The sequence below is a fragment of the Streptomyces guryensis genome, from assembly GCF_021261325.1.
Taxonomy (GTDB): Bacteria; Actinomycetota; Actinomycetes; order Streptomycetales; family Streptomycetaceae; genus Streptomyces; species Streptomyces guryensis.
On record NZ_JAJSBI010000040.1, the window covers coordinates 9386 to 29174 of the forward strand.

At 70.0% G+C, this 19789-nt stretch carries 19 protein-coding genes and 3 pseudogenes; 7 read left to right on the forward strand and 15 right to left on the reverse strand.

Features of this window, described 5'->3' with window-relative positions; all coding sequences use genetic code 11:
- Window positions 1–177: 177 nt before the first annotated feature.
- From LJ657_RS44125 to LJ657_RS44160, 8 genes are all read right to left on the reverse strand, one after another.
- Complete coding sequence (locus LJ657_RS44125) at window positions 178–699, reverse strand: hypothetical protein (protein ID WP_232655359.1); 522 nt, start codon at window positions 697–699, stop codon at window positions 178–180.
- 109 nt (window positions 700–808) lie between these two features.
- The gene (gene ung / locus LJ657_RS44130; RefSeq protein WP_232655360.1) at window positions 809–1492 is read right to left on the reverse strand and encodes a uracil-DNA glycosylase; all 684 of its coding nucleotides are present in this window, start codon (window positions 1490–1492) and stop codon (window positions 809–811) included.
- A gap of 104 nt (window positions 1493–1596) precedes the next feature.
- Window positions 1597–3180 (reverse strand): ABC transporter substrate-binding protein, encoded by a 1584-nt coding sequence (locus LJ657_RS44135; RefSeq protein WP_232655361.1) that lies wholly within the window; start codon window positions 3178–3180, stop codon window positions 1597–1599.
- Window positions 3181–3392: 212 nt separating this feature from the next.
- The gene (locus LJ657_RS44140) at window positions 3393–4154 is read right to left on the reverse strand and encodes an SDR family oxidoreductase (RefSeq protein WP_232655362.1); all 762 of its coding nucleotides are present in this window, start codon (window positions 4152–4154) and stop codon (window positions 3393–3395) included.
- A gap of 13 nt (window positions 4155–4167) precedes the next feature.
- On the reverse strand, window positions 4168–4929 hold the full coding sequence (gene fabG / locus LJ657_RS44145) for a 3-oxoacyl-ACP reductase FabG (RefSeq protein ID WP_232655363.1): 762 nt from the start codon (window positions 4927–4929) through the stop codon (window positions 4168–4170).
- 127 nt (window positions 4930–5056) lie between these two features.
- Complete coding sequence (locus LJ657_RS44150; RefSeq protein WP_232655364.1) at window positions 5057–5506, reverse strand: DUF3037 domain-containing protein; 450 nt, start codon at window positions 5504–5506, stop codon at window positions 5057–5059.
- Window positions 5503–6267 carry a HipA family kinase gene (locus LJ657_RS44155; RefSeq protein WP_232655365.1) on the reverse strand — a complete coding sequence of 255 codons (765 nt, stop codon included), beginning with the start codon at window positions 6265–6267 and terminating at the stop codon, window positions 5503–5505. Before LJ657_RS44155 ends, LJ657_RS44150 begins: the two co-directional genes overlap by 4 nt.
- 246 nt (window positions 6268–6513) lie before the next feature.
- Complete coding sequence (locus tag LJ657_RS44160; protein ID WP_232655366.1) at window positions 6514–7053, reverse strand: site-specific integrase; 540 nt, start codon at window positions 7051–7053, stop codon at window positions 6514–6516.
- Window positions 7054–7212: 159 nt separating this feature from the next.
- Between LJ657_RS44160 and LJ657_RS44165 the strand changes: the two genes are divergently transcribed.
- A complete protein-coding gene (locus LJ657_RS44165; RefSeq protein ID WP_232655367.1) occupies window positions 7213–7722 on the forward strand; it encodes an endonuclease domain-containing protein in 510 nt (169 codons plus the stop codon).
- A 24-nt stretch (window positions 7723–7746) separates the two neighbouring features.
- Window positions 7747–7962, forward strand: coding sequence for a hypothetical protein (locus LJ657_RS44170; protein ID WP_232655368.1), 216 nt, complete (start codon window positions 7747–7749; stop codon window positions 7960–7962).
- Here the strand turns inward: LJ657_RS44170 and LJ657_RS44175 are convergent.
- The gene (locus LJ657_RS44175; protein WP_232655369.1) at window positions 7951–8916 is read right to left on the reverse strand and encodes an amidohydrolase family protein; all 966 of its coding nucleotides are present in this window, start codon (window positions 8914–8916) and stop codon (window positions 7951–7953) included. The genes LJ657_RS44170 and LJ657_RS44175 overlap by 12 nt on opposite strands.
- 112 nt (window positions 8917–9028) lie before the next feature.
- Window positions 9029–9532, reverse strand: a pseudogene (locus LJ657_RS44180) (NAD(P)-dependent oxidoreductase); the annotation flags it as partial.
- A gap of 155 nt (window positions 9533–9687) precedes the next feature.
- Here LJ657_RS44180 and LJ657_RS44185 point away from each other — a divergent pair.
- Window positions 9688–10407, forward strand: coding sequence for a TetR/AcrR family transcriptional regulator (locus LJ657_RS44185; RefSeq protein ID WP_232655370.1), 720 nt, complete (start codon window positions 9688–9690; stop codon window positions 10405–10407).
- A gap of 118 nt (window positions 10408–10525) precedes the next feature.
- On the opposite strand, the pseudogene LJ657_RS49275 reads toward LJ657_RS44185, so the two are convergent.
- Window positions 10526–10751 (reverse strand): annotated as a pseudogene (locus LJ657_RS49275) (Tn3 family transposase); the annotation flags it as partial.
- 111 nt (window positions 10752–10862) lie between these two features.
- Window positions 10863–11756, reverse strand: a complete 894-nt coding sequence (locus LJ657_RS44190; protein WP_232655371.1) for a LysR family transcriptional regulator — start codon at window positions 11754–11756, stop codon at window positions 10863–10865.
- A gap of 101 nt (window positions 11757–11857) precedes the next feature.
- Between LJ657_RS44190 and LJ657_RS44195 the strand changes: the two genes are divergently transcribed.
- Window positions 11858–12949: an alcohol dehydrogenase catalytic domain-containing protein gene (locus LJ657_RS44195; RefSeq protein ID WP_232655372.1), complete on the forward strand. Its 1092-nt coding sequence runs from the start codon at window positions 11858–11860 to the stop codon at window positions 12947–12949.
- Between the two features lie 1195 nt (window positions 12950–14144).
- Here the strand turns inward: LJ657_RS44195 and LJ657_RS44200 are convergent.
- On the reverse strand, window positions 14145–15338 hold the full coding sequence (locus LJ657_RS44200) for a N(5)-(carboxyethyl)ornithine synthase (RefSeq protein ID WP_232655373.1): 1194 nt from the start codon (window positions 15336–15338) through the stop codon (window positions 14145–14147).
- 65 nt (window positions 15339–15403) lie between these two features.
- Window positions 15404–15676: a hypothetical protein gene (locus tag LJ657_RS44205; RefSeq protein ID WP_232655374.1), complete on the reverse strand. Its 273-nt coding sequence runs from the start codon at window positions 15674–15676 to the stop codon at window positions 15404–15406.
- 553 nt (window positions 15677–16229) lie between these two features.
- On the opposite strand from LJ657_RS44205, the pseudogene LJ657_RS44210 reads away from it, so the two are divergent.
- The 3 genes and pseudogenes from LJ657_RS44210 to LJ657_RS44220 all read left to right on the forward strand — a co-directional run bounded on the left by LJ657_RS44210 (window position 16230) and on the right by LJ657_RS44220 (window position 19018).
- A pseudogene (locus LJ657_RS44210) lies at window positions 16230–16434 on the forward strand (cold-shock protein).
- A 69-nt stretch (window positions 16435–16503) separates the two neighbouring features.
- Window positions 16504–17595, forward strand: coding sequence for a fatty acid desaturase family protein (locus LJ657_RS44215; RefSeq protein WP_232655375.1), 1092 nt, complete (start codon window positions 16504–16506; stop codon window positions 17593–17595).
- Window positions 17596–18532: 937 nt separating this feature from the next.
- Window positions 18533–19018: a Rieske (2Fe-2S) protein gene (locus LJ657_RS44220; RefSeq protein ID WP_232655376.1), complete on the forward strand. Its 486-nt coding sequence runs from the start codon at window positions 18533–18535 to the stop codon at window positions 19016–19018.
- On the opposite strand, the gene LJ657_RS44225 is transcribed toward LJ657_RS44220, so the two are convergent.
- Window positions 19005–19661 carry a cysteine hydrolase family protein gene (locus LJ657_RS44225; protein ID WP_232655377.1) on the reverse strand — a complete coding sequence of 219 codons (657 nt, stop codon included), beginning with the start codon at window positions 19659–19661 and terminating at the stop codon, window positions 19005–19007. The genes LJ657_RS44220 and LJ657_RS44225 overlap by 14 nt on opposite strands.
- Window positions 19662–19789: the final 128 nt, after the last annotated feature.

The window sequence follows — 19789 nt, forward strand, 5'->3', positions numbered from 1 at the left end:
CGTACCGGAGTCGAGGTGCTCATCTGCAAGCAGGCGTACCGGAGTCGAGGTGCTCATCTGCAAGCAGGCGTACCGGAGTCGAGGTGCTCATCTGCAAGCAGGCGTACCGGAGTCGAGGTGCTCATCTGCAAGCAGGCGTACCGGAGTCGAGGTGCTCCCAGCCGCTCCGGACCGGCCCTACGGCCGCTGCCGGGGCGGCCCCCACCGTCCGTCGCCGTCCGGGCTCTCCTCCCCCAGCCGCAGTTCGAGCCGCCCGATGGCCGCCCGCACCCCGTCCCCATAGCTGTCGTCCGCCAGCGCCCCGGCCGCGCGACGGGCCTGGCGCAGATGGGTGCGTGCGGCGCCGCTGCGGTCGAGCTTCACATAGTCGGCCGCCAGGTTCAGATGCAGCGAGGGGTAGAGGGCACGCACGGCGAGCGTTCCCTCGTGTTCGGCGAGGCGGTCGTCCGTGAGTTCCTCGGCTGCGGTCAACGCCCGCAGGTCCCATGCCAGTTCGTCCGCGGGGTCGTCCTGGGTGTCGGCCATGTAGTGGGCCAGGGTGCAGCGGTGCAGCGCGTCGCCGTCCTCGCCGATCTCCGCCCACAGCCGGAGGAAGCGGTGCCGGGCCTCCTCGCGGTCGCCCGCGTGATGCAGCATGACGACCTGACCGATCCGCGTCATCACGGCGTCCTGTGCCGCCTGCTCCTGCCCGTTGGCCACGGCGTCCTCCCGGCTGGTCGGCTGTTCCTGATCGACGCTAACCGCCGCCCGCGGCAATCCCTGGCAGGCGGCACCGGGCCGATTCGGTGGGGAACCGGCCCGGCGGTGGTCAGCCCAGGTCCGGGACGGTCCAGTCGATCGGCTGGTGGCCCTGGAGGGCGACGGCCTGGTTGATCTGAGTGAAGGGGCGGGAGCCGAAGAACTTCTTCGCGGACAGCGGGGAGGGGTGGGCGCCCTTGACCACCACGTGCCGGGTCTCGTCGATCAGCGGGAGCTTCTTCTGCGCGTAGTTGCCCCACAGCACGAAGACCGCCGGGTCGGGGCGGTCGGCCACCGCGCGGATCACCGCGTCGGTGAACTTCTCCCAGCCGCGGCCCTTGTGCGAGTTGGCCTCGCCGCCGCGCACGGTGAGCACCGCGTTGAGCAGCAGCACACCCTGCCGGGCCCACGGCATCAGATAGCCGTTGTCCGGGACGGGCAGGCCGAGCTCCTCCTTCATCTCCTTGTAGATGTTGCGGAGCGACGGCGGGGTCCGGACGCCCGGACGGACCGAGAAGCACAGTCCGTGTCCCTGTCCCTCGCCGTGGTACGGGTCCTGGCCGAGGACGAGGACCTTCACCTGGTCGTAAGGGGTGGCGTCCAGCGCGGCGAAGACCTCCTCGCGCGGCGGGTACACCGGACCCTTCGCCCGCTCCGCCTCGACGAACTCGGTGAGCTCCTTGAAGTAGGGCTGCTGCAGCTCGTCGCCCAGGACCCCGCGCCAGGACTCGGGCAGCATGGCGATGTCGGTCACGTCAACTTCCTTACGATGTGCGGTAGACCGGGTGCGGTCGCTTCCAGGTTCAGAACCTACAGGCGACCACTGACAAGGACCCCGCACCGCCCGAAGTGCACCGTCTACCAGCTGGTCTTGCGGGACAGCTCCCCCATCAGCATGATCGTCGACGGGTCCAGGGCCTGCTCCGCGCCGGAGATGTCGTCGCTCGCCGCGACGTACTGCTTGCCCTGCCACAGCGGCAGCAGCCGTGCGTCGTTCACCAGGATCTGCTGGGCCTGCTCGAAGTCCGAGACCACGTTGGCGCGGTCGCTCTCGCTGCGGGAGCGGGGCAGCAGCTTCCCGGTGATCTCGGGCGCCGGATAGGGCGTGCCGAGCGCGTTCTGGTTGCCGACGAACGGCGCGATGAAGTTGTCGGGGTCCGGGAAGTCGGGGAACCAGCCGCGTCCGAACACCGGGTACTCGCCGTTCTGGTAGCCCTTCACGTAGGTCTTCCAGGGGCGGCTCTTCAGGGTGATCGTGAACAGGCCGGAGTCCTCCAGCTGCTGCTTGATCTCGGCGAACTCCAGCTTGGTGGAGGAGCCGTAGCGGTCGGTGGTGTACCAGAGGGTGAGCGGGACGCGCCGGGTGATGCCGGCGTCGGCGAGGATCTTGCGGGCCTTGGAGGTGCTGGGGTTGCCGAAGTCGTCGAAGAAGTCGGTGGTGTGCCCGGTCAGGCCCTTGGGGACCATCGAGTACAGCGGTTCGACGGTGTCCTTGTAGACCTTGTGCGCGATCGCGCCGCGGTCGATGAGCTGGGCGATCGCCTTGCGGACGGGGAGCTTCGCGGCCCAGGGGTCCTTCGGGTTGAACACCAGGTAGTTGATCTCGATGCCGGAGCCCTCTATGAGCTGCAGGTTTCCGCTCGCGTCATGGCGCTGGAGGTCGACGATGTCGTTCGCGTTGAGGCCGCGGAAGGCGACGTCGACCTGCTTGTCCTTGAGCGCGGTGACCATGGTGGACGAGTCCTGGAAGTACCGGATGGTCACCGCGTCGTTATTGCGCTGGGCATAGCCCTTGTAGTTGTCGTTCTTGACGAGTTCGGCCTTCTTGCCGTCCTCGTACGACTGGAGTGTGTACGGCCCGGAGCCGTCGATGCTGTCGCCCTTGCGCAGGGATCTCGCCGGGTACTCCGCGGGGTCGACGATCGACATGGCGGGCGTCGCGAGCACGAACGGGAAGGTGGCGTCGGGCTTGTTGAGGTGGAAGACGATCTCCCGGTCGCCGAGTGCCTGCACCCGGGCCAGGCTGCCGAGCAGGCCGGCGGGCCCGCCGTTGACGTTGATGTTGAGAATCCGGTCGATGGAGTACTTGACGGCCTTGGCGTCGAGCGGGTGCCCGTCCGAGAACTTCAGGCCCTCGCGCAGCTCACATGTGTACGTCGTGTTCGAGCCGTCGGAGAAGCGGCAGCTGTCCGCCGCGTCCGGCTGCGGTGTGGTCGCTCCGGAGGGGTAGCTGAGCAGCGTCTGGTAAATGTTGCGGAACAGTTCCCAGGACTGGTCCCAGGAGGCGGCGGGATCCAGTGTGCTGGGCGCGCTGGTCGTGCCGACGACGATGGGTCCCTTGCTGTCGGAGGAGTCCGACGAGAGGACTCCGCATCCCGTCACCAGCGACGATATGGACGCGATGGCCGCCGCCTGCCGCAGGCCTCGGTTCCGGTTGAACACGCGCTCGCTCCTCGATCTGCCGTACCAAGGGTCGGCAGACCATACCGCAGTGGAACGAGGGTTGAACCCGGTCGTCACAAGGGCCTTGATCAGCAAGTTCATGACGACGTTGTCATTCCCCTGTGTCCTTCCTTCACGACGACGAGGGCGCCGTTTCCGTCAAGGAAACGGCGCCCTTGTGCACCCGATCGTTACGGTCGCAATCGCTTGCGTCAGGCGACGCCGGCGTTGAGGAAGATGCCGCCGTCGACGACGAGTGTCTGGCCGGTGACCCAGGCGGACTGCTCGGAGGTGAGGAACGCGGCGGCGCCGCCGATGTCGGACGGCACGCCGAGCCGGGCCAGCGGGTAGGCGGCGGCCGCCTCCGCCTCCCGGCCCTCGTACAGTGCCTGGGCGAACTTGGTCTTCACGACGGCCGGGGCGATCGCGTTGACCCGTACCTTGGGCGCGAACTCGTGCGCCAGCTGCGCGGTCAGGTTGATCAGGGCGGCCTTGCTGACGCCGTACGCGGCGATGAAGGGCGAGGGCGCGAGGCCGGCCACGGAGGCGATGTTGACGATCGCGCCGCCGTTGTCCTTCTGCCAGGCGTGCCAGGTCTTCTGCGCGAAGCCGAGCGCGGAGATCACGTTGGTCTCGAAGACCTTGCGGGCCACGTTCAGGTCGAGGTCGGCGATCGGGCCGAACACCGGGTTGGTACCGGCGTTGTTGACCAGGTAGTCGACGCGGCCGAATGCCTCCATGGTGCGCTCGACGGCCTCGGCCTGGTGCTCCAGGTCGTGCGCCTTGCCGGCGATGCCGATGACGCGCTCGGCGCCGAGCTTGTCGACGGCCTCCTTGAGGGCGTCCTCGTTGCGTCCGGTGATGGTGACGCGGTCGCCGCGGGCGACCAGCGCCTCGGCGACGCCGTAGCCGATGCCTCGGCTGGCGCCCGTGACGAGGGCGACCTTGCCGGAGAGTGCGGGCAGTTCAGTCATGGTCCGTGATCTCCTAGTCGAGCGGTCCGCCGGCGACGTAAAGGACCTGGCCGGAGACGAACCCGGCCGCCTCGCCCGTGAAGAAGGCGATCGCGTTGGCGATGTCGTCCGGCTCGCCGACCCGGGCCACGGGGATCTGGGTGGCGGCCGCGGCCTTGAAGTCCTCGAAGCCCATGCCCACGCGCGCGGCGGTGGCGGCGGTCATGTCGGTGGCGATGAAGCCGGGGGCGACGGCGTTGGCGGTGACGCCGAACTTGCCGAGCTCGATGGCGAGGGTCTTGGTGAAGCCCTGCAGACCGGCCTTGGCGGCCGAGTAGTTGACCTGCCCGCGGTTGCCGAGCGCGGAGGACGAGGACAGGTTGACGATCCGGCCGAAGCCCGCGTCGACCATGTGCTTCTGCACGGCCTTCGACATCAGGAAGGCACCGCGCAGATGGACGTTCATGACGGTGTCCCAGTCGGCGACGCTCATCTTGAACAGCAGGTTGTCGCGCAGCACGCCCGCGTTGTTGACGAGGATCGTCGGCGCGCCCAGCTCCGCTGCGACGCGTGCGATCGCGGCCTCGACCTGCGCCTGGTCGGAGACGTCCGCGCCGACCGCGAGGGCCCTGCCGCCCGCCGCGGTGATCTTTTCCACGGTGTCCTTGCAGGCGGCCTCGTCGAGGTCGATCACGGCGACCGCGCGGCCTTCGGCGGCCAGTCGTACGGCGGTGGCGGCGCCGATGCCCCGCGCCCCGCCCGTGACCACGGCGACCCGCTGCTCAGTGGTGGACATTGCTCGTTCTCCTCGCCCTTGAGAAACTACGCCCGCTTAGGTGAGCGACCGCTTAGTACCTTCGGCAGACGTGACGCTAGAAGGCCTGGCACTCGGTGTCAACGGCACGCGGCGCGGGTGTGATCCATTACCTCACCAGCAGGTCGAGCAGGCGCTCCGTCTCGGCCGCCGGATCGGCGGTGAGCCCAGTGTGCACCGGCCCGGGCTGGACGACCGTGGAACGCGGCGCAATCAGCCACCGGAAGCGCCGTCCGGCGTCGTCGCCCGTCGCCTGCCCGGCCGCGTCCCCGCCGCCGCACACGCTCTCGACGGCCCCGAGGGCGGCCCGGATCCCGGCCACGTCCGCCGCCGGGTCGAGGGCCAGCAGCCGCGCCTCGTCGAGGTGGGTGCGGGCTCCGACGTAGGCCTTGGCGCGGCAGTACACGAGCACGCCGGCGTTGATGCACTCACCGCGCTCCACGCGCGGTACGACGCGCAGCAGGGCGTACTCGAAGACGTCCCGCCCGCCGCCCTGCCCGCCGCGGATGATGTGCCGCTCGACCACCGAGCCGGCCATGTGGATGTGGCGCTCGCTCACTTGCCCTCCTCGATTCCGGTGACGCGCTCGTGGACGACGGCCGCCCGGGCCAGCAGCGGCCGCGCGTAGGCCCGCCGGAGGTCGTCCGGCGTGTCGAAGCCGGGTTCGTCGGCCAGCCAGGCGTCCGGGATCTCGGCGGTGACCTCGGCCAGGAGCTCCTCGGTGACGCGGGGCGCCAACTCGGCGGCGGCGCCCGCGAGATCGGGGGTGAAGCGGGCGAGGGCGTGGTCCGAGGCGTCGTAGGAACGGCCCGCCGAGGCTTCGGCGCCGGGCCAGTTGTGGTGCCAGATCATGGTGGCGCCGTGGTCGATGAGCCACAGGTCGCCGTGCCACATCAGCAGGTTGGGGTTGCGCCAGGAGCGGTCGACGTTGTTCACCAGGGCGTCGAACCACACGATCCGGCCGGCCTCCTCGGGGCCCACCGTGAAGGCGAGCGGGTCGAAGCCGAGGGCACCGGAGAGGAAGTCCATCCCGAGGTTGGTGCCGCCGCTGGACCGCAGCAGGTCCTGCACCTGCTGCTCGGGCTCGCCGAGACCCAGCACCGGGTCGAGGGCGACCGTCACGAGCCGCGGCACCCGCAGGCCGAGCCGGCGGGCGAGTTCGCCGCAGACGACCTCGGCGACCAGTGTCTTGCGGCCCTGTCCGGCGCCGGTGAACTTCAGGACGTACGTCCCGAAGTCGTCGGCCTCGGCGAGTCCCGGCAGCGATCCACCCTCCCGCAAGGGTGTGATATAGCGGGTCGCGGCAACCTTCTTCAGCACTTTCCCAGGCAACCCATCTATTCAGCCTTGCAATCCATGGTCGGCTTTGGAGGGCTGCAGTAGCGGGAATCGCCCGTCAACGGGCCTGGGGAGAATCTGGGGAGTTTCGACCGGCATGCCGGTCTCCCCGCCCCCCAAGCAGTCCATCGATGGCGGTGCGCCCCTTGCTTCCGGCCTCCGGCATGAAGTGAGCATAGTAACCGAGGGTGATCGCGGGCGAGGAGTGCACGAGCCACCGCGCCAAGGTCACGACAGACTCTCCGGCCTCCAGCGTGATCGAGGCATAGGTGTGCCGCAGCACGTGGATGCCGTCCTTCGGGGCCGCCGCCCACTGCCAGGCTTCGCTCCCTCGGCTCGCGGCGGGATGAGTCCAGGCTCGGCCGGCGTGGGCTTCCAGGTATAGGTGTTCCACGTATTCACCGCGACGGGGTTGCCCAGTCGTGTCATGAGCAGCAGGGAGAACTTCTGTCCCTGCCCCGCCGGCTTCCCCCACGGAAGCTCCACCTCCACCCGTGGGAACGATTCGACATGGCGCTTCAGCTCCTCGGCCACCGAAGGGGGCATGTCGACGGTACGAGTCTTCTTCCCCTTCGGCAGGGCGAAGTACAGCCTCCCCTTGATCGCCTGGCCTTGCCGCCGGACATGAAGCACGCCTCTCGCGTAGTCGATGTCCTCCGGGCTCAGACCGAACACCTCGCGCTGCCGGAGTCCGCACCCCAGGCCGAGGACGACGGTTATCCGGTTGCGCGGGTTGATGACGTCGCGCACTTGCAGCGCCGTCTCCAACGGCCAAGCCTCGCGGCGCTCCTGTGGCGCCTTGGGCCACCGGACGGACTTCGCGCGCATGGGGTTCCCGGCAAGCCGCCTGTCATCGACGGCCGCGGCCAGAATGGAGGAGAGCCGTACACCGGGCACCTGCGCGGCGTGCTTTACGACTCGCGCCGCATGCGCGGCACCCGAGCCGACGACTACCTGTGCCGCCTGTGCGCCGAGACCCGAGCGGCGGCGTGGGATCACTGCCACGACCACGGCTATCTACGCGGGCCTTTGTGCGGCAGCTGCAACACCTTCGAGGGCAAGAGCACCCCGCGCAACCTCCTCGAGGAGAAGGAGGGCGCCGCCCTGCATCTCCTCGAATGCCGCGGCTGCCCGGAAGGGCGGACCCTGCCCGGCCGGTACCACGTCGGCCTCGTCCAAAAGCATCTGGAGGCGACCGAGCGCCACCGCAGCCGCCCATGCCGGCGCCAGCCGTGCGCCCGGCACATGGAACTCGCCCACGGGGCACACCGCTTCGAGCCGGAATGCCGGCCGCACAGCACCACATGGACGAAGGACGTCACGGTGCCCGACGCCCTGGCCCTCGTACGGGACTTCGTCGACCAAGCGCTCGCCGCACAACCAGGCACCGTAACCGTGCCAGCACAAGCGGCGTTGGGCACACAGACGCGTGCATGAACATCCGCCCCCGCGGATACGCGTGTGAGGCCCCAACCGGCGCAGCAGCGCGGTGCGGGGCCTCACGGGCTCCGCTACTACGTTGCCGCCCGAAAGCGGGAGATCCTGGTCGAGTCCGGCAAGGCCCCGCTGGAGGCCTTCGTCCCGCAGACCCACCAGCCCGCGCACGAGGCGGAGGTCGACGACAGAACAACCGGAGCGCGCCCGGCAGTCGGCTCCGGGGGACGGTCAAAGGCGTAGGAGCCGACGGGCGTTGCCGGAGGCGATCTTCTGCTTGTCGGCGTCCGGGAGGCGGGTCCGTTCGAGGGCGGTGACGGCCGCACCTGTCCTCTCGTAGGGGTAGTCGACAGCGAACAGCACGCTGTCCGCACCGAGCACGTGCACGAGCGCTTCGATCGCGGCCGGGGACAACACACCGCTGGTCGTGGCGAGCACGTTGGTCCCGAAGTACTGGGACGGCTTGCGCCGCAGCGGGTGCGGCACGGTGAGGGTCGCGTAGCGCGAGTCGAAGCGGGAGAGCTGGAAGGGGAGGAACTCGCCGGCGTGCCCGAGGATCATCGTCGCCTCCGGATGCCGGTCGAACACCCCGGACATGATCACGCGCATGGCGTGCCCGCCGGTGGCGGCCTGCCAGCTCCACAACGCGCCGTCCAGCTCGGGATGGGCGTCGAGGACGCGCCAGCGGTCCGCGGGCGGCATGCCGGGGTGCAGGTACAGCGGTACACCGAGTTCGCTCAGCGTGGCCCAGACCCGGTCGAACGCGGGGTCGTCGAGGTACCGGCCCTGGATGTGGTCGTTGACGAGCGCTCCCTTGAACCCGAGGCGTTGGACGGTTCGGCGCAGCTCCGTGACGGCGGCGGCCGGGTCCTGGAGCGGGAGCGCCGCGAAGGCGGCGAACCGGCCAGGGTGGGCGTCGACGATCTCGGCGAGGTGGTCGTTGACGTACCGGGCGTTGTCCACCGCGCGGGCCGGATCGGCTTCCGCTTCGATGCCCGGGACGGTGAGGGAGAGCACCTGTACGGCGATGCCGTTGGCGTCCATGTCGGGCAGCCGCAACCGCGTGACGTCGGGCAGCCGGGCGGCCATGTCCGCGAGGAAGGCCGGTTCGATGTTGTCGGGCATCGGCGACGGCGGCCGCCGGTCCGCCAGGCCCGGGATCGCGATGGCCTCCTCGACGGCGACGTACCCGCGCATCAGATGCGTCCCACCGGGACGAGGATCCCGATGCGCGGGTCGGCCGATCGGCCTCGTCGAGCATCAGCGCCGCGACGGTGGCACGGGAGGCGTGCGGCGGCAGGACGGGCTTCGCGTAGTCCTCCAGCGGGATGTTGCGGCGCCCGGTGCTGACGCTGCCGGCCCACAGGTCGGGGGCGTGGAAGACGGTCGCGCCGCCGTCGAGGGCGATCGAGTCCGCGGCGGCCTTCTCCGCCAGTTCCTCGCCGACGAAGGCCTTCATGACCCACTGGTAGATCCCGCCGCCGGCGCCGACGGAGGAGCCGGAACCGAGCGCGCCGAGCCACAGCGTGCGCACCGGGACGTCGGCGAGGACCCTCGCGCCGGCGACGAGCGTTCCCTGGCCGTCGCCCTTGCCGATGCCGAGCGCGGAGACCACCACGTCGACGTCCGTCAGGTCCGGGAACGCGGCGGGGGCGGTGACGTCGGCCCGGCGGATCTCGCCGGTCGGCTGCCCGGACACCGGGCGGGTCTCCGGTCGGCGGACCAGCGCGACGACCTCGTGCCCGCGCTGCAGGGCCTGCTCGACGACGAGGCGGCCGACCCTGCCGGTCGCCCCGAGTACGGCGATGCGCATGCTTCCTCCCGGATGACTGAACACCTGTTGGTTATGTAAGTGAACAAGTGTTGGTTACTGCTGTCAAGACAGGGGGTTGGAGGCGAGGGAGTGGGAGGCGGACGCGTGGCCGGCGGTAAAGTGAACGACTGTTGCCGAACGCCGGGAGTACCCCTGTGAGCAGCGAAGAAGCCGTCCCCCGCCGGCGCCGACGGAACCCACGGGGACAGGGGCAGGTCCTCAAGGCCGAACTGGTGGAGGCCGCCGCCCGGCTGCTGGCCACGCTCGAACGGCCCGAGACACTCACCCTCCGACAGGTCGCACGCGAGGTCGGCGTCGCCCCCGCGAGCATCTACGGGCACTTCCCGGACCTCGGCGCGCTCGTCCAGCATGTGCTGCGGCTGCGCTACGACGAACTCGCGGCGGTCATGGGCACGGCCGCGGACGGCGCCGAGGGGCCCCTGGCCGACCTGGTCGCCCGGTGTGCCGCCTACGTGCACTGGGGAGTCGATCACCCCGGGCAGTACCGCACGCTCTTCGGCGGCGGGATGCCAGCCGAGCTGGTGCCCACGAACGCACACGGCGCGGGAGAGGAACTGCTCGGATCCGTCGTCGCTTCGCTGGCCGGCGCCCGCCAGGACCAGCCGGAACACCAGGACCGTCACGAACACCAGGACCGTCAGGAACGCCAGGACCGTCGCGGCCCCGAGCAGGAGTGGCAGGCCGGCCTGCTGCTCTGGACCGCCCTGCACGGCCTGGTCGCGCTGTACAACGCGCACGGGAACATGCCCTGGCCGGACCTCACCGACCTCATCGCGCAGACCCTCGCCCTGCACACCGGAAGGCCCGTCGACGAGATCGTGGAGCTCGCCCGGACGGCGGACCGCCCAACGTGAGCGGCTCACGCCAACCCCGCCGCACGGTCTCGATCGGCCTGGGCCCAGCAGACGGGACCGTGCCAGGTGGTGCCCACGACCGTCCCGCCCGAGGTGGCGCGGCCACCTTCCCAGCGTCGTCCTCGTCCAACTCCGGCGCGTCCGGGTCGCGCAGGGGACGTAGAACGCCGGTGGCCGGGACGTTGGCGGTGAAGCTGTAACGGCCGAGCAGGTTCAGGTTCCGGTGCTTCAGCGGCGAGAGCCGGGCCACGTCCTCGTCGACGGACATCGTGACCTTCGGTGCGGAGCCGAGTGACGGCGGCGTCGATGTACGTCGTCGTCCACAACGCGATGGCGTTGAGGACCGCCCTGACGGGCATCTGGAGAAAAGGGCCCCGGCCAGTGCTGAGGTCCACGTGATGGTGTGCGCCCTCGGCGGGCTACGACACCGAGTCTCTCCGACTCGGTGGCTCCCATTAGGCGGTGGAGGTGATCGCTCTGGTGACGGCCGTGATCGCAGGGGCGGGGCGGCCAGGGAGGCGCGCCACGAGCACTCGGCGGATTTCGGGGGGTGCACCCTCGACGGTCAGCAGGCTGACCCCGGGCGGCAGCGCGGGCGAGAGTCGGGACGGCACCGTCGTCACGCCGAAGCCGCCGGCGACCAGCTGAAGCTTGGTCAGCCAGTCGCGTGCGGAGTGGACGATCCGCGGCCGTCCGGGCAGGCCGGGCCAGACGCCGAGCAGCGGCGCGGAGTTCGACGACGGGGTGGCGATCCACGGGGTGTCGACCAGCTCGTCGATGTGCACGGTGGCGCGGCCGGCGAACTCTCCGGTCGACTGCACCGCGACGGCCAGTTCGGTGTCCGCGATGGTCTCGACGTGCAGGCGCGGCGACTCCCCGTCCGACGGACGGTGAGGCGGACGGGACGTCAGCAGGGCAAGGTCGATCGAGCCCGCACGCAGCGCCCGGCTCAGGGTGGGCGTCGTGCCCTCGATCGTGGTGACCGTGATGTGTGGGTCGGCCGCCGCGAGCCGTGCGAGTGCGGCGGGCAGGATCGCCGCGCCCGCGCTCAGGAACACCCCGAGCCTCACCAGTTCGGTCTGCGGGGCGGTGCCGGCGAGGTCGCGCTCGGCCGCCGCGAGGGAGTCAAGGATCGTGCGGGCGTGCCGCAGCAGGGTCAGACCCGCGGAGGTGAGCCGTACCCCGTCGGAGCGGCGTTCGAACAGGGCGGCGCCCGCGCTCCGTTCGAGGGAGGCGGCCTGCCGCGAGACCGCCGACTGTGTGTAGTCGAGCTGGGCGGCGGCGGCGGTGAAGCTGCCGGATTCGGCGATCTGTCGCAGGACCCGCAGGCCCACAGTGGAGATGTCCATGCGCCCTACGCATACCACGGATGCCAGATCATCGCTTCCCGCATGGTGGAGAGGCTCCTAGTGTCGATCCCGGGAACTCGGACGTACATGGAGGTCATCAGGTGCGAGCAGCAGTTCTGACGGGGTTCGGCACCCCGCTCACGGTGCGACAGGTGCCCGACCCCGGGGCCGGCGGCGGCGAGGTGGTGGTCGAGATGCTCGCCGCTTGCGTGCCCCCGTACGCGGCCGAGGTCTTCAGCGGCGAACGGAACTACCCCCTGGTCCCTCCCGTCGTGCCTGGTGTCGGCGGCGTGGGACGGGTCGTCCATGTCGGCCCGGACGCCACCCGGCTGCGATCCGGCGACCTGGTGTGGTGCGACTCCACGGTGCGCTCGCGGGACGACGCCCTGACACCCGACATCACGCTCCAGGGCTGGAGCTCCCGCGGCGAGGGCGGCGCGCGGCTCGCCCGGTACCTGCACGACGGATCGTTCGCCGAACTCATGCGGGTCCCGACGGAGAACGTCTTTCCGCTGCCCGCCACCGCAGGGCAGGACCCGGCCCGCTGGGCCGCGCTCGGCGTGCACGTCATCCCATACGGCGGGCTGCTGGCCGGCGGGCTCGAAGCCGGCGAGACGCTGCTCGTCAGCGGGGCCACCGGCAACCTCGGTAGCAGTGCGGTCGCGGTCGCGCTCGCGATGGGGGCGGGCCGCGTGGTCGCCCCGGGCCGCAACCGGGCCACGCTCGACCTTCTCGCCGACCGGTTCGGTCCGCGCGTGCGCCCGGTCCCGCTGACCGGGGACGAGGCCGGCGACCGCGCGGCGATGTCTGCGGCGGGCGACGGCCCGATCGACATGGTGATCGACCTGCTCCCGCCGAGCGCACCCAGCTCGGCGGCGCGCACGGCGGCGATGACCGTGCGCGAGTACGGCCGCGTCGTCCTCATGGGCGGCGTCGGCATGCTCGGTGGCGACGACCTCGAACTCCCGTACCCGTGGATCATGCGCAACTCGGTCACCGTGCGCGGGCAGTGGATGTACCCGCGCACGGCGAACGCCGGCATCATCCGGCTCCTCGCCTCGGGCGCGCTGGACCTCGCCCCTGAGCGGGTACGGTCGTTCGGCCTCGATGCCGTCAACGACGCCATCGCGTACGCCGCTGCGCACGGCGGCCCGTTCGACCGCACCACCCTCACCCCACAACCGGCCGGCTGACCAGGCGACCGTTCTTCATATGTCGGCCCCACGGATTTCTGAAGAGCAGCGGGGGCAAGAGGCCGTTCGGCGGCACGCCCGCAACAGCGCCTTCGCCGAGGCGAAGAAGGTCATCGCGTTCGCGCGGGTGCGCCGTTGCGCCCCCGCTGCTGGTCCTCGACTGCGTGCCGCACGCTTGAACCTCTATGCCAGCCGGGAAGTGGTGCCCGATCGAGCCAGCCCTCCACCCTGACCACGAAGAGGTGAGCGAGCACGCCCCTGACGTGGCTGCGGCGCTACGGCCACGTGACCACCCGCGCAGAGGAGGAAACAGCGCGGGCGATTCGGGGAGCTGGCCGCCCGTGTACATCCGCACGGCACTCTGCCGGGTGTGCAGTACGCCTGCGAATGGCTGATGTGACTGTTCTTGCAGGACGACGACAAGGTCGAAGGCGCCAGCGGTCGAGGTGACACCCGCACCGTGGCCGATCACCTACTGCGCTGCGTACAGGTCCTCCATGACCCGCAGCGGCCGTGGCGGCGAAACGAGACCAGCTTGATCGCCTTCAACGACAGCATCAACGGCTCTTCGGGGTCCGGGCGCTCCCCGCCCGGCCCATCCGCACTGCCCCACCCCACCCTCTGGCTCTGCCGTCTTTCGTCCCCCACGGAGTCCCTGCCTTTCACCCCCAACTGATCGTCACACCAGCCCATTTCGGAGGATGGGGCGGGCGACCTTGGTGTTCCACTCGGCGAGGATGTCGTCGGCGCGGTGGACGGTGGCATGGCTGACCTGGGCTTCGCGGGCGAGGTTCTCCTTCGGGGAACGAGGCCTCCTACCCGTTCCGGCTCGTCGGCGCCCACGACCGCGGTTGGTTCGCCGTCGGCGCGGCGATCCACCTGTGTGCGGAGGCCGAACAGCGTGGTGTCGAACCGACCTCCCTCGAGGAGTTGGAGCGCGAGCGGGGTCCCGTACGTCCCGTCGTGCCCGACTCCGCCAAGGCCCTGGACCGGCTGCAGGCCGCCTTCACGGACACCGGCCCGAAGGCCGCGGCCTCGCTCCTGGTCACCCTGTACCGCCTGGCCCGTAATCACTGGCTAGGGGCCACCCCGGTGCAGCCCCCGTACGGCTGGGCCGCCCGCGCCGCGTTACATACCTGGGGGCGGCTGTGGTGACATTCCCGCAGGGGAAGTGACCACGCTCGGTCGGGGTGTGTCAGGCCGGCTGCGCGGCGGAGTGCAGCCCTGGTGTGATGACGGGGGCCGGGATCTCGGGGCTGTGGGGGTAGGCGGCTGTCCGGTGCTGGAAGGAGAGGATCTTCGGATTCAGCACGACGCCGTCGCGGATCTCGATGGCCTTCCTGACCGTGGGGTCGGCCTCCCATGCCGCGGGGCTGCTCATGACTTTGCGCAGGTAGGGCAGGAGTGCCTCGCTGATTTCCCACGTGGCCGAGTTCCACAGGTGGGACGGGCTGTGGTCCACCGCGTAGTAGTGGCAGCCCGGCCCCACCCCGAGCATGGGCTCGCCGAAGGTGGTCGGACGGGCCCATTCGAAGCCCATGCCCTCGTCGCAGGCGACGTCGATGAAGAAGGTCCCCGGCCGGAACAGGGCGAGTTCCTCGTCGGTGACGAAAGTGAGCGGCGCGTCGGTGTCCTGCAGGACGCAGTTGACGATGATGTCGAACCCTGCCAGGTACTCCGCCAGCGGCACGAAACCTGCCGCGGTGAATGCCCGCAAGCGCGACGGATCGTCCTCCTGCTGCTCGAAGTGGCCCATCACGACCGACGGCATCGGCGAGGCGACGGCTGCCGCGACGCGTTGGGTGAGCACCGTGACGTCGGAAACCCCCATGGCGCCCAGGCCCGTGACCGCTCCGCGCGCCGTGGCGCCGAAACTGATGACCGCAGCGCGCAGACGCCGCCCGTAGCTGCCGGTCAGGCCTCCGAGCTGAAGGGCGTGCAGCACCGAGCAGTAGCCCGCGAGCTCATTGTTCTTGTGGAACACATGGACGCTGAAGGCGCCCGTGGAAGTCCAGTGGTTCATGGCCTCCCAGGCGATGAGGGTCAGCCGTTTGTCGATGGCGATCTGGGTCATCTTCTCGTCCTGCACGCAGTGCGGCCACCCCCACAGCACCTGGCCCTCGCGCAGCCCGGCGACATCGTCGTGCATCGGTTTGGGCAGCAGCAACACGTCGCACTCGGCGAGGAGTTGGTCGCGGGAGCGCATGCCCGCCACGAGCGGTCCCAGCTTGTCGTCGGCGACGCCGAACCGTTCGCCGTAGCCCTGTTCGAGGAAGATCCTCTCGCGTACGTCCGGGGCGATCCGGTCCAGGTGAGCGGGGTGCAACGGCAGGCGGAACTCGTTCTCCTTGCGGGAGGAGGCGAGCACTCCGAGACTCATCAGGCTCATACGCTTCCTCATCATTTCGTTCGCTTCGTTCAGGGCGTGCTTGTTGTGGCTGCCCGATATCCGGGTCAGGAGCCGTCGGCCCGGTGCCTGCGGACCCGCTCGGCCAGCGGGAGGGGCGGTTCGTCCAGGCCGTCGACCGACCCGCTCGCCATGCGCGCGCACGTTCCGTGGCAGGCGAGGAGCTGCCCGTCGTCGCGGTGGGAAACCACCACCGCCTCCGGGGCGGACGCGTGGCGGAAGTCGGTGCCGCAGATGAGGCAGGCCAGTCCGGAGAGCATCTCCGCGGTCGGTTCGGGCCGGCCGCGGCGGCGGCCGGAGATCGAGTCCTGTGAATACATACGTCCCGCATCCTCTTGATCGGTTCAGAGCCGCTGATCGGTCCAGCCGGCTGGTCGGTCCAGGGCCGTGCGCGAGATGGCCTGGTGCCTCTCGGACAGCCCGGAAGCCGGGAAATCCGCTACCGCGCTGCGCGGGACCGGGTATGGAGGACGCCGTGACGGTGCGGGCCGAGAGGCATGCTGCGGCTCATTTCCGGCCGGATCCGATGTACGTCGGCCTGTGCCCTGCCCGGGGGCGACGCCGAAACGCGAGGTGCGCTCGGTGTCGCAACCGTACTCCCCTCCGAGCCCGTCAGGTGCCGGATGCCGCCCCCCGGAAGCCGGCCCGCCGGGGCGTCACCGAGCTCTTCCCGGCTCGTCCGGGAACCTTCCCGGCGCTGTGGACGTTGTGGGGGTGGTTGTAGTTGAAGTTGCGAACGTGGAAGCGCCCGCGGAGTTCTGACAGCGGGCGTTACGCCGTTTCGGGGTTTTCTTCGACGGCCGGCGACCAACAGCCCGGGATCGCGTGATCGCGCGCATTCCGACCCAGCCGCCCTCTCGAAGGAGACATCACATGGCTCAAGGAACAGTGAAGTGGTTTCAACGCGGAGAAGGGTTTCGGCTTCATCGCCCCTGATGAGGCCGGTGCCGACATCTTCGTCCACCACTCGGCGATCGACACCGACGGCTTCCGCTCCCTGGAGGAGAACCAGCGGGTTGGGTTCACCGCCGGACAGGGCCCCAAGGGCATGCAGGCCGACCAGGTCCACGGGCTCTGAGCGCGCCCTTCCTGAGGCAGGCCCGCCCCTCGCTCCGTGGGCAGCGCCGTACCTCCCGAAGGGAACACTGTGACCACTGACGTCAGCGACCGGAGCCCCGATCCGGCGGCCCATGACGAGATGACCGAGCCCCCGCCCAGCAGCCGGGGCAGCGAATACGCCGCGCTGTCCCGCGAAGTGAGGCAGAGCGGGCTGCTGAAGCGACGACCGGGCTACTACGCCGTCAAGGTCGGCGCAAACCTGCTTCTGCTCGCCGCCGGCTGGACCGCGTTCGCGCTGATCGGGCAGTCATGGTGGCAGCTGCTGACCGCCGTCTTCCTTGCGATGATGTTCACCCAGACCGGGTTCATCGGGCACGACGCGGGACACCACCAGATCGCCGCCTCCAAGCGCGTCAACAACCTGCTCGGCCGCGTGCACGCCGACCTCCTGATCGGCCTCAGCTACGGCTGGTGGATCGCCAAGCACAACCGGCACCACTCCCACCCCAACCACGTCGACCGCGACCCCGACATCGCCGACGGCGCGATCGCCTTCACCCAGGATCATGCCCGCGTCCGCAGCGGGGCGTACGCCTGGCTGGCCCGTCACCAAGCCTGGCTGTTCTTCCCGATGCTCCTCCTGGAAGGACTCGCCCTGCACGTCGCCGGCGTACGGGCGCTGCTGGCCCGCACCGGAACCGCGACGTCGCGGGCGGGCAAGCTGGCCGAGGCGGGACTGCTGACGGCGCATCTCGGCGGTTATCTCGCGGCTCTGTTCCTGGTTCTGTCCCCCGTCCAGGCCGTGTGCTTCCTTGTCGTGCACCAGGGGCTGTTCGGGCTCTACATGGGGTGCTCGTTCGCCCCGAACCACAAGGGCATGCCCGTCTTCGCCAAGGACGACAAGATCGATTTTCTGCGCCGGCAGGTACTGACTTCACGCAACATCCGCGGCCACCGGTTCACCGACTTCGCGCTCGGCGGGCTCAACTACCAGATCGAACACCACCTGTTCCCCTCCATGCCGCGTCCCAGCCTGCGGCATGCCCAGGAACTGGTGCGCACGTACTGTGCCCGGCACGGTATCCTCTACCACGAGACCGGGCTCTTCAACTCCTACGCCCAGGTACTGCGGTACCTCCACACGGTCGGCGGCCCGCTGCGTCCCGAGCTGGAGTACTGATCACTTCGTCGTCCGTGCCCTTCGTCTTCTCCACGGGGCGCCGCGCGGCACCACCAGTCCGCTGTCGCATGCGAGGATCACGGTCTGCACCCGGTCCGGGAGCCCGTCCTCCTCAAGGATCTACGCGACCTGCCCCCTGGCCGTCGCCTCTCCCACCCCAGTCCGAGGGCGATCTCCGCGTTGAGCGGATCGCGGATGAGGGCGCGCAGGCGCCACAGCCATGTTCGCGGCAAGAGCCCCGGCCACCGGGTCCGAGGCACCACACACGGTGACGGGACCAAGACGAGGGGACGATCGCGAAGATCGACATCGCGAAGGCGCGCCGGGATGGTCCGTCTGCGCGTCCCGCACGACACCATCGATCCTGGAACTCAGCGACCGGAGTGCCTGCTCGTGAACGCGCGGGACGTGGATGCGATCCGGCCGGACACGTGCACTTCGCCAGCTCGCCACGAGCAGCCCGGGCGGTCCTGCACCTCATGCCCGCTGCACGGTCTCACTGACCGCCGCCGCGATGACGAAACCGTGCATCCGGGCTTTCTGCCGCACTGCACCGGCACGACCAAGATCCGGACCAGGCCCGGACCAACTCGGCTTCGCACCAGGAGATGCGACCCATTGCCTCGGCCAGAAGAGGACAAGCCCGTGTACCACCAAGAGACGAAGAACCTCCCGGCAGAGTCCTGCCTGCGCCGGTCACTCACCGTGCCTACGACGGCGCATGAGATCGACCGGCCTCCCAGTCGCCGCCGCCCCGCAGCACGGCCAACTCTGGGGAGAATCTGGGGAGTATGGCGGCCGACAGCGAAACGACAGCTCTGGCTTACCTCCCCCTGACCTCGAACCCGTCAAGCTCTCGATGTCGTCTGAACAGCCCTTGCTCGGCGACCGTACCCCTGGACAGATCTTCGACGCTTGCATGGAAGGGAACGTCAGCATGACCAGCGAACCGCTCCACCCCGTTCCGGCACCCGGCCGCCGTACTGTTGTGGCGGCGGTGGGCGCGACGGGGCTCGCCGTCGCGCTGACCGCGTGCGGATCGGACAACGGGTCCTCCGACTCCTCGTCCTCGAACACCCAGGCAGGCGCCAACGCGAGCGGCGGCGGCTCCAGCGCCTCGTCCGGTTCCGGCGGCGGCACCGCGCTGGCCAAGACGGCCGACATCCCGGCGGGCGGCGGCAAGATCTTCAAGGACCAGGGCGTGGTGGTCACCCAGCCGACCGCGGGCACGTACAAGGCGTTCTCGTCGAAGTGCACCCACCAGGGCTGCGCGGTGTCCGAGATCTCCAATGGCGTGATCATCTGCCCGTGCCACAAGAGCGAGTTCTCCGTGACCGACGGCAGTGTGAAGAAGGGGCCTGCGACCCAGCCCCTGCCCGCCGAGAAGATCACCGTGAGCGGGGACTCGATCACGCTGGCGTGACCCGGGTCCGCCGGGGCCGCTCGAAGCAGCCCAGCACCTCGTCCGTGGTCGCGACCGTGGCGACCAACGCGAGCGTGTGGCGGATCATCGCGGGGGTGTAGTCGGAGGGCACTCCCGCGATGGCGTCGGACGGTACGACGGCGGTGTAGCCCCGGTTCACGGCGTCGAAGACGGTGTTCGGGATCGCCACGTTGGCCGAGACCCCGGTCACGACCAGCGTGCGGCAGCCCAGGTTGCGCAGCAGCGCGTCGACGTCGGTGCCCTGGACCGGGGACAGTCCGTGCAGTCGTCGTACGACGAGATCCGCCTCGGTGACCTCGATCGGGGCGGCGACGCGCACCGCCGCCGTGCCGGACAGCTGTTGCACGGGGAGGCGTTCGGCGGCGCGGAAGAGACGGGCGTTGCGGTTGGCGCCGCGGCCGTCGGGGCGGCGCTCGGCGACCGCGTGGACGACCTGGATCCCGCTCCTGTGCGCGCCCGCCACGAGCCGGGCGACGTTGGCGAGGGCCCCCGAGGAGCGTGCCTCGCGGGCGAGTTCGGGCAGCGCGCCGTCCGGGCCGACGACCCCCTGCTGGCACTCGACGGTCAGCAGCACGGTGGTCGCCGGGTCGAGGAGTTCGCTGAGCTGGTCGTAGGACGGCACGGTTCCCCCTCGTAGGCGGCGTTCCGGAGCGGGCGAGCGTAACGGCCATTGCGTACGGGCGGAAGACGTCCCATCCTTTCCAGACCGTCCTTTTCTGACGTGATGTCAGAGGATCACTGGAGTTCCTC

What these genes read in the sequence shown, in the direction of transcription:
- LJ657_RS44140 (WP_232655362.1), bottom strand. Translation starts at nt 4,154, where the DNA reads ATGACTGAACTGCCCGCACTCTCCGGCAAGGTCGCCCTCGTCACGGGC.
- fabG (WP_232655363.1), bottom strand. Translation starts at nt 4,929, where the DNA reads ATGTCCACCACTGAGCAGCGGGTCGCCGTGGTCACGGGCGGGGCGCGG.
- LJ657_RS44165 (WP_232655367.1), top strand. Translation starts at nt 7,213, where the DNA reads ATGCGCGGCACCCGAGCCGACGACTACCTGTGCCGCCTGTGCGCCGAG.
- LJ657_RS44175 (WP_232655369.1), bottom strand. Translation starts at nt 8,916, where the DNA reads ATGCGCGGGTACGTCGCCGTCGAGGAGGCCATCGCGATCCCGGGCCTG.
- LJ657_RS44190 (WP_232655371.1), bottom strand. Translation starts at nt 11,756, where the DNA reads ATGGACATCTCCACTGTGGGCCTGCGGGTCCTGCGACAGATCGCCGAA.
- LJ657_RS44200 (WP_232655373.1), bottom strand. Translation starts at nt 15,338, where the DNA reads ATGAGCCTGATGAGTCTCGGAGTGCTCGCCTCCTCCCGCAAGGAGAAC.
- LJ657_RS44205 (WP_232655374.1), bottom strand. Translation starts at nt 15,676, where the DNA reads ATGTATTCACAGGACTCGATCTCCGGCCGCCGCCGCGGCCGGCCCGAA.
- LJ657_RS44220 (WP_232655376.1), top strand. Translation starts at nt 18,533, where the DNA reads ATGACCAGCGAACCGCTCCACCCCGTTCCGGCACCCGGCCGCCGTACT.